Here is a 12,988-nt window from a genome sequence, read left to right on the forward strand (position 1 = left end):
ATGATCTTGTCCGCAAACGGGTTTGCACTTTGCGGGATCATGGCCGGATCCTGTTCAATCTTGGCGCGGCCGCCACCAGCGCCTTGCCGACCGCCGATTGCGGCCCGTCGATGATGGTGCGGGCGTCGCCGCTCTCGGCGATCCGCCCGGCGTCGAGAAGGACGACGCGGTGAGCGATCGCACGGACCACGCCGAGATCGTGCGAAATGAAGAGATAGGCGATCCGTTCCCTGGCTTGCAGGTCGAGCAGCAACGCAAGGATCTGTCCGCGGACCGAAACGTCGAGCGCCGACACCGCCTCGTCGAGCACGATCAGCGACGGGTTTGTCGCAATGGCGCGGGCGATGGCGACGCGCTGGCGCTGGCCGCCGGAGATTTCGTGAATGGCGCGCGGGGCGAGATCGGCTGCCAGCCCGACGCGATCCAGCAAGGCAGCAATGCGGGCCGGCCTCTCGGCGCGGGAAGCGATGGCATGGATGCGCAAGGGATCGTCAAGCACGCGAGCCACCGTGGCGCGCGGGTTGAACGCGGCGAGCGGATCCTGGAACACCATTTGCAGGCGCGCGCGCTTGGTGCGCAGAGCCGCACCCTTCAAGAGCAGAAAGTCATCGCCTTCGAACTGGACGGTGCCGACGTCGGGCTCGATCAACCTAAGCACCAGCCGCGCGATCGTCGACTTGCCGCTGCCGGAGGGCCCGGCCAGCGCCAGCGTCTCGCCGGGTTCGATGGCGAAGGAGACACCGTCGACGGCCGCGATGGCCTTGCCGCCACGACGGTATCGCTTGGTAAGACCGGAGACGGTGAGCAAGTTCATGCCGGCGCCCGTCGTAGCAGCGGATCGGCGTCGAGGCCGAGATGGGCGTCGAGCAGCGTTCGCGTATAGGCATGGCGCGGGGCGTTTATGATTTGCTCCGTCGGGCCGAGTTCGATCAGTTCGGCGTTCCGGAATACAGCGATACGCTCTGCGAGTTCGGCGGCCAGCGCGATGTTGTGGCTGATGAACAGCAGCGTCATGCCGTCCTCCGCCACCAGTTGCCGAATGAGGCTGACGATTTCGGCTTGCACAATGGTGTCCAGCGCGCTGGTCGCCTCATCGGCGATCAGCAGTTTCGGACCGGCTGCAATGGCCGCGGCAACAGCAACGCGCTGCTTCTGGCCGCCGGAGAGCTGGTGCGGGAAAGCACGCATGGCGGTTTGTGGGTCGGGCAGCCGGACACGTTGGAGCAGGGTTTTGGCTTTGGCGTAAGCTTGTGGCCAGTCGAGGCCGAGGTGGGTGCAGGCGACTTCGGCGATCTGTTTGCCGACGGTCATGACGGGGTCGAGGCTGGCGGAGGGGTCCTGGAAGACGAAACCAATGTCGCGGCCGGGAAGGGGGAGCGTGCTGGGCTCGGTTAATTTGAGAGGTCGGCGTTCCGTCACACCCCCCTCTGTCCTGTCGGACATCTCCCCCGCAAGGGGGGAGATTGCTCTCTCATCTCCGCCTTCGCCAACCACGAACGTTGCAGAAGGGAAGCCGTCGGCAAAGCTGCTGATCTCCCCCCTTGCGGGGGAGATGTCCGGCAGGACAGAGGGGGGTGGGAAGGATCGCGGCGCCTGAAATTGCCACTTGACATGCCCTTCAATCTTGGCTGACCCCGGCAGCAGTCTAGCCACCGCCAGCGCCAGCGTGCTCTTGCCCGAACCGCTTTCGCCAATGATCGCCAGCCGCTCGCCGGCAATAACATCCAGGCTGACCCCCTTCAGCGCCGTTACCTCGCTGCCATCGCTGAAATAGCGCACAGACAGATCGCGTATCTCAGCCAGTGCGGTCACGACAGGCTCCTCCGCACCGCCGTCGTTTCGACCACGCCTTCGCCGGTGAGATAGACGCCAAGCACGGTCAGCACCAAGGCGATGCCCGGAACGATCGACAGAAAGGGCGCGGTGCGCAGCACAGTGCGGCCCTCGGCGATCATGCCGCCCCAAGTGACGCGATTGGGGTCGCCGAGACCGAGGAAGGACAGCGCTGCCTCGGTGAGGATCGCGGCCGCCACGATCACCGAGGACAAGGCCAGCACCGGCGGCAACGCGTTGGGCAACACCTCGCGAAAAGCGATCTCAAGCGGATGCATGCCGATGACGCGAGCGCCGGCGACGTAATCGCGCTCGCGGATCGACAGCACTTCGGCGCGCGCTACACGCGCCGGTCCGGTCCAGGCGCCAAGCGCTATTGCCGTGACGACGACGCCGAGCGACGGCCCGACGACGCTGACGAAGGCCAGCGCCAGGAGAAAACTCGGCACGGTCTGGAAGGCATCGGTGATGCGCATCAGCCCCTCGTCGACAAGGCCGCCGGCAAAGCCGGCCAGCGTGCCGACGACCGCGCCGATGAAGAGTGCCGCCGCTGCCGCCGCCAGGCCAACCGCGAGCGAGGTGCGGGCGCCGTGGAACAGTTCGGCCAGCACGTCACGGCCGAGCCGGTCGGTGCCGAGCGGCAGCGACCAGTCCTGGAAGGGCGGCAGCAGTGCTGGTCCGGCAATGGCCTGCGGGTCGCCGGGGAAGAGCAGCGACGCAAACAGCGCCATGGCGAACAGAAGCGCCAGGATGATCGCGCCGGCGACCGCTTCCGGCCGGCGCAGGAACCGCGGCAGCGCGCTCACGCGCTGGCCTCGCCGGCGCCGACGCGCGGGTCGAGGAAGGCGTAGGCAATGTCGACTGCAAGGTTGACGGCAATGACGAGGACGGCGCTGGTGAGGATGATGCCGAGCAGCAGCGGCGTGTCGCGCGAAGCGACCGCTTCCTGCGCCAGCCGGCCGAGCCCGGGCACGGCAAAGACGCTTTCGATGACGACGCTGCCGCCCAGCATCTGCGCCGATTGCAGGCCGAGCATGGTGACCAGCGGCAAGAGCGCGTTGCGGGCGACATGGGCGAGCACGATGCGGCGGCGTGACAGCCCCCTGGCGCGGGCGGCGAGTACAAAATCCTGCCGCCACGCCTCGGCCATGCCGGCGCGCATCATGCGCAGATAGAGCGCGAGATAGATGAAGCCGAGCGCGGAAACCGGCAGGACGAGGTGGACGGCGATGTCGGTGGCGCGGTCAAAACCGGTCTTGTCCGAGGCCAGGCTCTCGATGCCGCCGATCGGCAGCCAGCGCAGGTCGACGGCAAAGACGACGATTAGCACCAGGCCAAGCCAGAAACCCGGCACGGCATAAAGCGCCAGCGAGCCGATCGACAGGAAGCGGTCGCGAAAGCTGCCGGGTCTGGCGCCGGCGTAGATGCCGAGCGCCGAGCCCAAACCGAAGGAGAGCGCGGTGGCGGTCACCATCAGGAGCAGTGTCGTCGGCAGGCGTTCCAGGATAACATCGCGAATTGGCCGCGAGAAGGTAACGGACTGGCCGAGGTCGAAATGCAGCAGCGCCCAGAGATAGTTGGCGAGCCGTGTCAGCTCGGACTGGTCGAGGCCCCAGCGATGACGCAGCAATTCGATCATGCCGGCGTCGCCGCCGGTCGAGACGATGTAGGCGTCGACCGCGTCACCGGGGGCGGCTTCCAGGAGGAGGAATGTGCCGATGATGACGATCAGCAGCACGAAGATGCTGCCGACGAGGCGACGGCGCATGAGGGTGAGGGCGCGGGTCATGGGAAAGGCATAGCGCTGCGCCAGTCGGGAGAGGTGCGGTGTGACGAAACGCGGCCCTACGCCATGCCTTCACACCAATTTCTTTGCGAACTTTCATCCGCGCAAATGTGTCACGATTCCAGATAGGTGTCCGCCCAGTTCGACACCGCCCATCGCGGGTTGTTGGCGATGTTGCCCACGGTATCGCGCGCGACGCTGATGAAGCTCCATTCGGCGACGTTGATCAGCGGCAGGTCCGCCGCGACCTGTTTCTGGAATTCCTTGTAGAGGTCGGTGCGCGCTGACGTATCCAGCGTCTCCGAAGCCTTGGCGATCAGCGCGTCGAGCGCGGCGTTCTTGTAGCCGCCCTGGTTGGAGAACGGCACGCCGTCGGGAATGCCGCTCTGCACCAGGATGGTGGTCGAGATCGCCGGGTCGCCGCGGAACACCGGCGGGCCGACGGCGAGGTCGAAGGCGTGGTCGGTGTAGACGGCCTTGATGTGCGCGGCCGAGTCGTTGTTGACGATCACGGCGTCGATGCCGATTGCCGCCAGCGCCTGGCGCAGATAGTCGCCGAACTGCTTCGTCTCGTTGAAATAGGGTGCCGGCAGGAGTTTCAGCGCAAAACGCTTGCCGTCATCGGCGCGCTTGTACCCCGCGTCGTCGAGCAAGGCGTTGGCCTTGGCGACGTCGAAGGGATAGGTCGGCACGTCGGCGGTGTAGAATTGCGGGTCGTTCTTCGGCACCGGGCCGGTGGCGGCAGCGGCATAGCCGAGGAACACCGTCTTGACGACAAAATCCTTGTCGATGGCATGCGCGATCGCCTGGCGGACCTTCACGTCGGCCAGTTCCTTGCGGCGATGGTTGATCTCGACGACAAGCTGATAGGTCAGCCCCTCATAGCCCTTGGAGATGACCTTCAGGCCCGGCACCTTGGAGATGCGGTCGAGATCGGCGAGCGGCACGGCGGAGAAGGCGGCGAGCTGGATCTCTTCGGCCTCGAGCGCCGCTGCAGCCGACGTGCGGTCGGGCAGCACCTGGTAGATGATCTCGTCGAGATACGGCTCGTCCTTGGCCCAGTAATCGGCATTCCTGGTCAGCTTGTAATACTGGCCGGCCTTGTATTCGCCGAACTTGAACGGTCCCGTGCCGATAGGCGCGTTGTTGGCCGGGTTGTCCTCGATCTTGCCGACTTCGTAGATATGTTTCGGCATCACGCTCGACAGCGCCGGCAAGGCGTTGCGGATCAGCTGGAACGGCGTCGGCTTGGCGAATTTGAACACGGCGGTGAGATCGTCCGGGGTGTCGACACTGGCCAGATCCTTGAACACGGTGCGGCCGAGATTTTGCAGCGGCTTCCAGATCTGCAGCGCGGAGAAGGCGACGTCGGCCGAGGTGAACGGCTTGCCGTCATGCCATTTGACGCCCTCGCGTAGTTTGAACGTCACCGACAGGCCGTCGGCCGCGCCCTCCCAGCTGAGTGCCAGCCGCGGCTGGAGCCCGTCCTTGCCGTCGAAGGAGGCCTCGGCCAGCGTTTCGACGATCTTGCTGGAGATGAAGAAGACGCCGTTGGAGGCGACGATGGCCGGATTGAGGTTGCGCGGCTCGGAATCGGCGGCAAGCACGAGGCGGCCGCCCTTCTTCGGCGTCTGCGCCCAGCTGAATGTGGGCATGGCGGTGGAGGCCAGCAGTAAAACTGAGCCGCCAAGCAGCGTGCGTCTGGAAATATCCGACATGATCAACCTCCGTCCTCTCCGCGACCAGATGGGCGCACCCCTCGAAGCTGGCGGCACCCGCCAGCATCCTCGCGGCGATTATGGCCCTTGCCAAGGGTTTCGCCAGAGACGGAATTGGCGCATCCTTGCTTGGCTTTGAAATTTTCGTCCTCTGGACCAGTTTTAGAGGTGGCCCTTTCATTCTGATATTCTGGTAGGACCAGATTGCCTTAGTGTGCAGCAATGACGAGTGGTGACAGCCTGCCGAAGCAATCTAACCTGTTTCTGGCTGGACCAGAGTTAACGAAATGGTGCAGATTTGATCGAAGCCAAGGGATTGGGCGCAGTACGGCCGGCGATCCCACTGATATCAGGGAGAGAAAGATGAACATCGCCCCGGGCAAGAGCGCCGTCAGCAATATCCCGTTCGATCAGGTGAGGGTCGACCGGCTGATGGAAGAGGCCGGCATCGATGTTCTGCTCGCGACCTCCAAGCACAACACGCAGTATCTGCTTGGCGGCTACAAGTTCATCTTCTTTGCCGCCATGGATGCGATCGGCCATAGCCGTTACCTGCCTATCGTCCTCTATGAAAAGGGCGGGCCCGGTCATGCCGCCTATATCGGCAACCGCATGGAAGGCGCCGAGCACCAGAACAGCCCGTTCTGGACGCCGACGCTGCATGCCGCCTGCTGGGGCACGCTCGATGCTGCCAATCTTGCGGTCGAGCACATCAGCAAGATCGGCAAGGCCGGCGCCCGCCTCGGCATCGAGCCGGCCTTCCTGCCGTCGGACGCCTATGCGCTGATCCGCAAGGCGTTGCCGGATGCCAGGCTGATCGACGCGACCGGCATGCTGGAGAGCATGCGCGCCATCAAGACGGACGCCGAGCTGGAAAAGCTGCGTATCGCCTCCGAGCTGATCACCGATTCCATGTTGGCGACCATCCGGTGGGCGCATGAAGGCACGACCAAGGCGGAGATCATCGAGCAGCTGCGGCGTGAGGAAACCAATCGCGGCGCGCATTTCGAATATTGCCTGCTGACGTTGGGCGCCAGCCACAACCGCGCGGCGTCACCGCAGGCGTGGAAAAAGGGCGAAGTGCTGTCGATCGATTCCGGCGGCAATTATCACGGCTATATTGGCGATCTCTGCCGCATGGGCATTCTGGGCGAACCGGATGCCGAGCTTGAGGATCTATTGGCCGAGGTCGAGACGGTGCAGCAGGCGGCGTTCTCGAAGGTGAGGGCGGGCACCATCGGCGGCGACATGATTTCGCATGCCGAGGGTGTGCTGAAGGCCTCCAAGGTCGCGCCCTACACGGATTTCTTCGCCCACGGCATGGGGCTGATCACGCATGAGGCTCCGTTCCTGATGACCAACCATCCGGTGACCTATGAAGGCACCTATGCCGCCAAGCCGCTGGAGACAAACATGGTGCTGTCGGTGGAGACGACCATGCTTCACCCGACGCGGGGGTTCATCAAGTTGGAGGACACGTTGGCGGTGACGGATGCGGGATATGTGATGTTTGGGGATCGGGCGCGGGGCTGGAATAGAGGTGGGATAGCCTAGCTCGGCGCTACCCCCTCACCCGGATTGCCATCCGAATTGCGAAGGGCAATTCGGGCTATCCGACCTCTCCCCGAGGGGAGAGGAGTTTGCGCCGGCGCTGGCTCCTGCCTCTTCTCCCCTCGGGGAGAAGGTGGCCGCGAAGCGGCCGGATGAAGGGGGCCTTTCGCGATTACTTCCCCGCCGGGATCAGCCTGAAATCCGGCAGCTCCCGCAGCACCAGTTCCGGTCCGGCCGGCGAATAGACGACGAAGAGCTGCATCGGCCCATCGCCGGTATTCAGCGTCGAATGGAAACGGCTTTCCGGCACATAGATGGTGCAGCCGGGGCCGACCTTGGCGACGACCGGATTGCCGTTCTCGTCTTCGACCATTTGCTCGCCATTGCCTGAGATGACGAAGATGATTTCTTCCGCGCCGGGGTGGTTGTGGCGGGTGTGGCCCTTGCCTGAGGGCAGGTCGACGACGCCGCCGGAAAAGCGCTCAGCGCCATTCACTTCAGGCGCGACCGTCAGCGACAGCTTGCCCCAGTCAAAGCCGAAGGCGCTCACGTCCTTCGGGTATACGAACACCTTGCTCTTGTCGGTCATGATCTCATCCCTTCTTTTTCTTCTGGTCGTGCGGCGTGACGGCCTTGAAATCCGCCGTCTGCCTGGCGATCGCGGCTTCAGCCGGCAGCCGTTCCATCGAACTCGCGCCATAAAAGCCGTGCAGGCCCTTGCAGCGGTCGAGGATGTAGCGGGCGTCATCCGGCATCGAGATCGGCCCGCCATGGCAAAGCAGGATGACATCCTTGCGCACCGAGCGCGCCGCGTTGGCGATGGCGTCGATCTCGACCACGCAGTCGTCGAGCGACTTGGCCGACGTCGCGCCGATCGAGCCGCCTGTCGTCACCCCCATATGGGCGACGACAATGTCGGCGCCGGCTTTTGTCATGGCGCGCGCCTCGTCGGGGTTGAAGATATAGGGCGTGGTCAGAAGATCGAGCTTGTGCGCCTCGGCGATCATGTCGACCTCCAGCCCGAACCCCATGCCGGTTTCCTCAAAACTCTGGCGCATGCTGCCATCGAACAGGCCGATGGTCGGGAAATTCTGCACGCCTGAAAAGCCCATCGTCTTCAGCTCGGCAAGCAGCAACGGCATGATGACGAAGGGATCGGTGCCGTTGACACCGGCCAGCACCGGCGTCTTTTTGACCACCGGCAGCACCTCATAGGCCATTTCCTTGACGATCTCATTGGCGTTGCCATAGGCGAGCAGGCCGGCAGCCGAGCCGCGCCCGGCCATGCGGTAGCGGCCGGAATTGTAGATGATGATGAGGTCGATGCCGCCGGCTTCCTCGGCCTTGGCCGACAGGCCGGTGCCGGCGCCGCCCCCGACGATGGGCACGCCGTCGGCGATCATCGCCTTGAACTTCTTCAATATGTCCTTGCGCGGTATTGCGGGCATTTGTTGGCTCTCACTGTCTGGCGATGTCGAGGAAGGCCGCGGTTGCGGCTTTGGCAAATTCCGGATCGTTGATGTGCAACGGCAGGCGTGTGACCCGGCGTGTGGCGCTCGGCCTGATGGTGCGCTCGATGGCACCGAACAGCACGGCGTCGGCTTCGGGGTCGAAGAAGGCGCCGCCCTCGATATCGAGTGCCGAGACACCTTTTTCGGGGATCAGGAAATGCACAGGGCCCTCGCAGCGAGCGAGCCTGGTGCCGATCCACTCGCCTATACCGCGGCATTCGTCCACCGTGGTGCGCATCAGTGTGACGTTGGGATTGTGCTCGTAGAACAGCCGGCCCCTAAACTTCTCGGGAATGGTCGGCGGCGCCCAGAAATTGACCATGTCCAGCGCGCCGACCGAGCCTACATAGGGCAGCTTGGTGCGGGCGATGGCGCCGAAGCGGTCCTCCGTCGCCGGCAGCACGCCGCCGAACAGCAGGTCGCAGACTTCCGTCGTGGTGATGTCGATGACGCCGGCGAGCAGGCCCGAGTCCGCGAGCTTCTCCATCGAGCGGCCGCCGGTGCCGGTGGCGTGGAAAACCATGCAGTCATAGTTGGCGCGCAACTGATCCGCGATGGCGGTCACGCAAGGCGTGGTGACGCCGAACATGGTGAGCCCGAGTGCCGGCTTGCCGGTGGCAGTCGGCGCCGGCCTGGCGGCCATGCCGGCGATTGCCTGCGCCGCATTGTGCAGCACGACGCGTGACAGCCGGTTCAGTCCCGCCATATCGGTGACCGATGGCATCATGATGATGTCGGAGACGTCGACATAGGGCGCGGTGTCGCCGGAGGCGAGCGTCGAGACCATGATCTTGGGCAGCCCAAGCGGCAGCGCGCGCATGCCGGCAGTGATGATCGACGTGCCGCCGCCGCCGCCAATGCCGATCACGCCTGATATGTCGTCGCGCGACTGAATGAAATTTGTGAAGGCGGCGCTCATGCCGGCCACTGCCGTGCCGCGATCATCGATGCCGAGCACGCCACTGGCTCCACCCGGATGATGCGCCGCGACCTCGCTGGCCGGGATATCGACCGGCACCGTGGCACCGCGCGTTCCGATGTCGACGCGGGCAACCGAACTGCCGGTGGCGGCAATAGCATCGGCCAGGAAGGCAAGTTCCTCGCCCTTGGTGTCGGCTGTGCCCACCACGTAGATGCGCTTCATCGCGTTTCTCCCGTCACCGGCCGACCGGCGCCGGGCCGCCTGTCGCCCTTTGCCGGCCTTTCGGTGGGCAAAGGTCATTGCAATTTTTTGAGACGCGCGTATCGTATTGACATGGAAGTCTCACGTCAACAAGCCGCTGGGAACGACGACGCCAACGAGGCTGCAGAACGCGGCCCACGGGCCCGCACAAAACGGCTGATGCTGAAGACGGCGACGCGGCTGATGCAGGCGGGCGTCACCCCGTCGGTCAGCGAAGTCGCGGAGGCGGCGCAAGTGTCGCGCGCCACCGCCTATCGCTATTTCCCCAGCCAGGCAGCCCTGGTGCAGGCGGTGGTCGACGAGGGGCTTGGGCCGATCCTGACCTGGCAATCGACGTCCACCGATGCCGGGCGGCGCGTTGCCGAATTGTTCGATACCGCCATGCCGCGCATCGAAGCTTTCGAGGCAACTTTCAAGGCAGCGCTGAAACTGTCGCTCGACCAATGGGCGCAGCGGCAGGCGGGCACGCTGGGCGGCGAGCCGCAATTCACGCGCGGACATCGCGTCCAGCTGCTGAAGGATGCCATCGCACCGCTCAAGGGCCGGCTGCCGCCGCGCGAGTTCAAGCGCCTGGCGCAGGCGCTGTCGATGATGTTCGGCGTCGAAGTGCTGATCGTGCTGAAGGATATATGGGGGCTCGATAGCCGCGGCATGCGGTCGGTCGCGCAATGGGCGGCGGGCGCCCTTGTGCGCGCCGCGGTGGCGGAATCAACGGCTGAAATCGATGCGGCCCCGACGGCGGCATTGGCGAAATAGCGCCAATCTGGTTCGACCAGATTTGGATGCCCACTATTGATGTTAACCGGGATGGCAGTGCCGAAACAAGGCTCTCCTATATCAACGAGTAGGAAAATTCAGGGAAAACAGTCGGATACATGAAAAATCCGGTTATACAAGGTCCGGTGGTGATCCAAGAAAGAGCTTGACGGCTATCCAAAATTGGTAATACCAGATCAGGACAGAAAAAGCGGATCAAAAGTGAGAGCTGCGATCCATTTCCGGCAAAGCGAGGAGGCTTGGAACCGGAAAGGTGCGATCTCGGGAGGAACTACCAGGGCCGGCTTCACCGCCGGCTCGCATGACAAGGTAGAATGCGCACAAGGGAGGAAATCATTATGCGCAAGACAATGACCAGCCTGCTTGCTGGTATCGGCTTAGTACTTGCCTGCGGAACGTCCGTCTACGCGCAGGACAAGGAGCTCACCATCTTTTGGGCGGAATGGGATCCGGCCAATTATCTGCAGGAACTCGGCAACGAGTACGAGAAGGAAACCGGCGTCAAGATCACGGTGGAAACCACGCCCTGGTCCGACTTCCAGACCAAGGCTTTCACCGAGTTCAACGCCCATGGCGACGCCTATGATATGGTCGTCGGCGACTCGCAATGGCTCGGCGCCGGCTCGACCGGCGGCCACTATGTCGACCTGACCGACTTCTTCAACAAGCACAAGCTTGGCGAAGTGATGGCGCCGGCAACGGTGAAATATTACGCCGAATATCCGGGCGGCAGCAGCAAGTACTGGGCGATCCCGCTCGAAGGCGACGCTGTCGGCTGGTCCTATCGCAAGGACTGGTTCGAGGACCCGAAGGAAAAGGAAGCCTTCAAGGCCAAGTACGGCTACGATCTCGACGTGCCGAAGGATTTCAAGGCGCTGCGCGACATCGCGGAGTTCTTCTATCGGCCGGATCAGAAGCGATACGGCATCGCCATCTACACCGACAATTCCTATGACGCGATGGCGATGGGCTTCGAAAACGCGCTGTTCTCCTTCGGCGGCGAACTGGGTGACTACAAGACCTACAAGGTCGACGGCTTCATCAACTCCGACAAGGCAATCGCCGCACTCGACGCCTACAAGGAACTCTACACGTTCACGCCTCCGGGCTGGGCCAAGTCGTTCTTCGTCGAGGACAACCAGGCGATCACCGAAAACCTGGCCGCGATGAGCATGAACTACTTCGCGTTCTTCCCCTCGCTGATCAACGAGGCGTCGAACCCGAACGCCAAGAACACCGGCTTCTTCGCCAATCCTCCAGGCCCGAACGGCGATCAGTTCGCCGCACTCGGCGGTCAGGGCATCTCCATCGTCTCCTACTCCAAGAAGCAGGAAGAGGCGACGAAGTTCCTTGAATGGTTCATCAAGGACGAGACCCAGAAGAAGTGGGCAGCGCTCGGCGGCTACACCTGCAGCGCCGCCGTGCTCAAGTCGGAGGAATTCCAGAACGCCACGCCGTACAACAAGGCCTTCTACGAGACCATGTTCAAGGTGAAGGACTTCTGGGCGGTGCCGGAATATGCCGAACTGCTGCAGCAGCTCAACCAGCGCGTCTATCCCTACATGATCGGCGGCGAAGGCACCGCCAAGGAAACGCTGGACGCGCTCGCAGGCGACTGGAACGCGACGTTCAAGAAATACGGCCGCGGCCAATAAGCAGCTTTTCTCGCGGAGGAGGCATCCGTGCCTCCTCCGTTCTTTTTTTCCGAAACGGGAGCAGGGTCTTGGCGACCACGATGATCACCACGCTGGACACTTCCTCGCGGGCCGCTGCACGCGGCTTGAGCGACATGTCGATCCGCAACCTCTTCATAATCCCGACGATCCTGTTCCTGATCGTCTTCAACATTTTCCCGCTGATCTATTCGCTGGGCTATTCCTTCACCGATTTCCGCGCGTCGACCAACGCGCCGGCAAATTTCGTCGGGCTGCAGAATTATCGCGACCTGCTCAACGATCCCTATGTCTGGTCCAACTTCGCCATCACCGCGAAGTACGTCATCATCTCGGTCGCGGGTCAGCTGCTCGTCGGCTTCGGCGTGGCCATGCTGCTCAACCGGGATATTCCCCTCAAGGGTCTCATCACAACGCTGCTGCTGCTGCCGATGATGCTGTCGATGGCCGTCGTCGGTCTGTTCTGGAAACTGCTCTATGATCCGTCATGGGGGGTCATCAACTATGCGCTTGGCCTCGGCAATTTCGAGTGGCTGGCGGATCCCAAGATGGCGCTCTATGCGGTTGCGCTGACCGACATCTGGATGTGGTCGCCCTTCGTCATGCTTTTGTCGCTGGCCGGCCTTTCGGCGGTGCCGAAGCATCTCTACGAAGCAGCGGCGATCGACCGCGCCGGACCGTTCTACACCTTCTTCCGCATCACGCTGCCGCTGGTCGCGCCGATCCTGATGATCGCGGTCATCTTCCGCACCATGGAAGCGTTCAAGACCTTCGACCTCGCCTATATCCTGACCAGCCAGCCGACGGCCGAGCTGATCTCTATCCGGCTGTACAAGATGGCGTTCCAGGAATGGCAGACCGGGCGCTCCTGCGCGCTCGCCTACATCGTGCTGATCATGGTGCTGGCCATCACCAACATCTACGTCAAGTACCTCAACAAGGTGAAGGAGCGCTGA

At 63.3% G+C, this 12,988-nt stretch carries 12 protein-coding genes; 4 read left to right on the forward strand and 8 right to left on the reverse strand.

Annotation, left to right across the window (positions count from 1 at the left end; all coding sequences use genetic code 11):
- Nucleotides 1-37: 37 nt before the first annotated feature.
- The 5 genes from NKI96_RS24820 to NKI96_RS24840 form a co-directional block, all read right to left on the reverse strand.
- Nucleotides 38-814: an ATP-binding cassette domain-containing protein gene (locus tag NKI96_RS24820; RefSeq protein ID WP_352806741.1), complete on the reverse strand. Its 777-nt coding sequence runs from the start codon at nucleotides 812-814 to the stop codon at nucleotides 38-40.
- Nucleotides 811-1,812 carry an ABC transporter ATP-binding protein gene (locus NKI96_RS24825; protein ID WP_023820484.1) on the reverse strand — a complete coding sequence of 334 codons (1,002 nt, stop codon included), beginning with the start codon at nucleotides 1,810-1,812 and terminating at the stop codon, nucleotides 811-813. The genes NKI96_RS24820 and NKI96_RS24825 overlap by 4 nt, the downstream gene beginning before the upstream one ends.
- Nucleotides 1,809-2,639, reverse strand: a complete 831-nt coding sequence (locus NKI96_RS24830) for an ABC transporter permease (protein WP_023735154.1) — start codon at nucleotides 2,637-2,639, stop codon at nucleotides 1,809-1,811. The genes NKI96_RS24825 and NKI96_RS24830 overlap by 4 nt, the downstream gene beginning before the upstream one ends.
- Nucleotides 2,636-3,622, reverse strand: coding sequence for an ABC transporter permease (locus tag NKI96_RS24835; protein WP_352806744.1), 987 nt, complete (start codon nucleotides 3,620-3,622; stop codon nucleotides 2,636-2,638). The genes NKI96_RS24830 and NKI96_RS24835 overlap by 4 nt, the downstream gene beginning before the upstream one ends.
- 110 nt (nucleotides 3,623-3,732) lie before the next feature.
- The gene (locus NKI96_RS24840) at nucleotides 3,733-5,337 is read right to left on the reverse strand and encodes an ABC transporter substrate-binding protein (RefSeq protein ID WP_352806746.1); all 1,605 of its coding nucleotides are present in this window, start codon (nucleotides 5,335-5,337) and stop codon (nucleotides 3,733-3,735) included.
- Between the two features lie 363 nt (nucleotides 5,338-5,700).
- On the opposite strand from NKI96_RS24840, the gene NKI96_RS24845 reads away from it, so the two are divergent.
- Nucleotides 5,701-6,891, forward strand: coding sequence for a M24 family metallopeptidase (locus tag NKI96_RS24845; protein ID WP_352537066.1), 1,191 nt, complete (start codon nucleotides 5,701-5,703; stop codon nucleotides 6,889-6,891).
- Nucleotides 6,892-7,060: 169 nt separating this feature from the next.
- Here the strand turns inward: NKI96_RS24845 and NKI96_RS24850 are convergent, their stop codons facing one another.
- Genes NKI96_RS24850 through NKI96_RS24860 form a run of 3 tightly spaced genes read right to left on the reverse strand, consistent with a single transcriptional unit; the run spans nucleotide 7,061 to nucleotide 9,543 of the window.
- Nucleotides 7,061-7,477: a cupin domain-containing protein gene (locus NKI96_RS24850; RefSeq protein WP_023753232.1), complete on the reverse strand. Its 417-nt coding sequence runs from the start codon at nucleotides 7,475-7,477 to the stop codon at nucleotides 7,061-7,063.
- A gap of 4 nt (nucleotides 7,478-7,481) precedes the next feature.
- Nucleotides 7,482-8,336: a phosphoenolpyruvate hydrolase family protein gene (locus NKI96_RS24855; RefSeq protein ID WP_352791265.1), complete on the reverse strand. Its 855-nt coding sequence runs from the start codon at nucleotides 8,334-8,336 to the stop codon at nucleotides 7,482-7,484.
- Between the two features lie 10 nt (nucleotides 8,337-8,346).
- Complete coding sequence (locus NKI96_RS24860; protein WP_023754223.1) at nucleotides 8,347-9,543, reverse strand: Tm-1-like ATP-binding domain-containing protein; 1,197 nt, start codon at nucleotides 9,541-9,543, stop codon at nucleotides 8,347-8,349.
- Nucleotides 9,544-9,654: 111 nt separating this feature from the next.
- On the opposite strand from NKI96_RS24860, the gene NKI96_RS24865 reads away from it, so the two are divergent.
- From NKI96_RS24865 to NKI96_RS24875, 3 genes are all read left to right on the forward strand, one after another.
- Complete coding sequence (locus tag NKI96_RS24865; protein ID WP_023704248.1) at nucleotides 9,655-10,338, forward strand: TetR/AcrR family transcriptional regulator; 684 nt, start codon at nucleotides 9,655-9,657, stop codon at nucleotides 10,336-10,338.
- A 359-nt stretch (nucleotides 10,339-10,697) separates the two neighbouring features.
- A complete protein-coding gene (locus NKI96_RS24870) occupies nucleotides 10,698-12,014 on the forward strand; it encodes an ABC transporter substrate-binding protein (RefSeq protein ID WP_023669849.1) in 1,317 nt (438 codons plus the stop codon).
- Nucleotides 12,015-12,082: 68 nt separating this feature from the next.
- A complete protein-coding gene (locus tag NKI96_RS24875; RefSeq protein WP_023682997.1) occupies nucleotides 12,083-12,988 on the forward strand; it encodes a carbohydrate ABC transporter permease in 906 nt (301 codons plus the stop codon).

It is taken from the genome of Mesorhizobium sp. M0292 (assembly GCF_040321695.1).
GTDB lineage: Bacteria > Pseudomonadota > Alphaproteobacteria > Rhizobiales > Rhizobiaceae > Mesorhizobium.

Bases quoted from the DNA above. Each gene is read 5' to 3' on its own strand.
- NKI96_RS24820 (WP_352806741.1), bottom strand. From the start codon at position 814: ATGAACTTGCTCACCGTCTCCGGTCTTACCAAGCGATACCGTCGTGGC.
- NKI96_RS24835 (WP_352806744.1), bottom strand. From the start codon at position 3,622: ATGACCCGCGCCCTCACCCTCATGCGCCGTCGCCTCGTCGGCAGCATC.
- NKI96_RS24840 (WP_352806746.1), bottom strand. From the start codon at position 5,337: ATGTCGGATATTTCCAGACGCACGCTGCTTGGCGGCTCAGTTTTACTG.
- NKI96_RS24845 (WP_352537066.1), top strand. From the start codon at position 5,701: ATGAACATCGCCCCGGGCAAGAGCGCCGTCAGCAATATCCCGTTCGAT.
- NKI96_RS24850 (WP_023753232.1), bottom strand. From the start codon at position 7,477: ATGACCGACAAGAGCAAGGTGTTCGTATACCCGAAGGACGTGAGCGCC.
- NKI96_RS24855 (WP_352791265.1), bottom strand. From the start codon at position 8,336: ATGCCCGCAATACCGCGCAAGGACATATTGAAGAAGTTCAAGGCGATG.
- NKI96_RS24860 (WP_023754223.1), bottom strand. From the start codon at position 9,543: ATGAAGCGCATCTACGTGGTGGGCACAGCCGACACCAAGGGCGAGGAA.
- NKI96_RS24865 (WP_023704248.1), top strand. From the start codon at position 9,655: ATGGAAGTCTCACGTCAACAAGCCGCTGGGAACGACGACGCCAACGAG.
- NKI96_RS24870 (WP_023669849.1), top strand. From the start codon at position 10,698: ATGCGCAAGACAATGACCAGCCTGCTTGCTGGTATCGGCTTAGTACTT.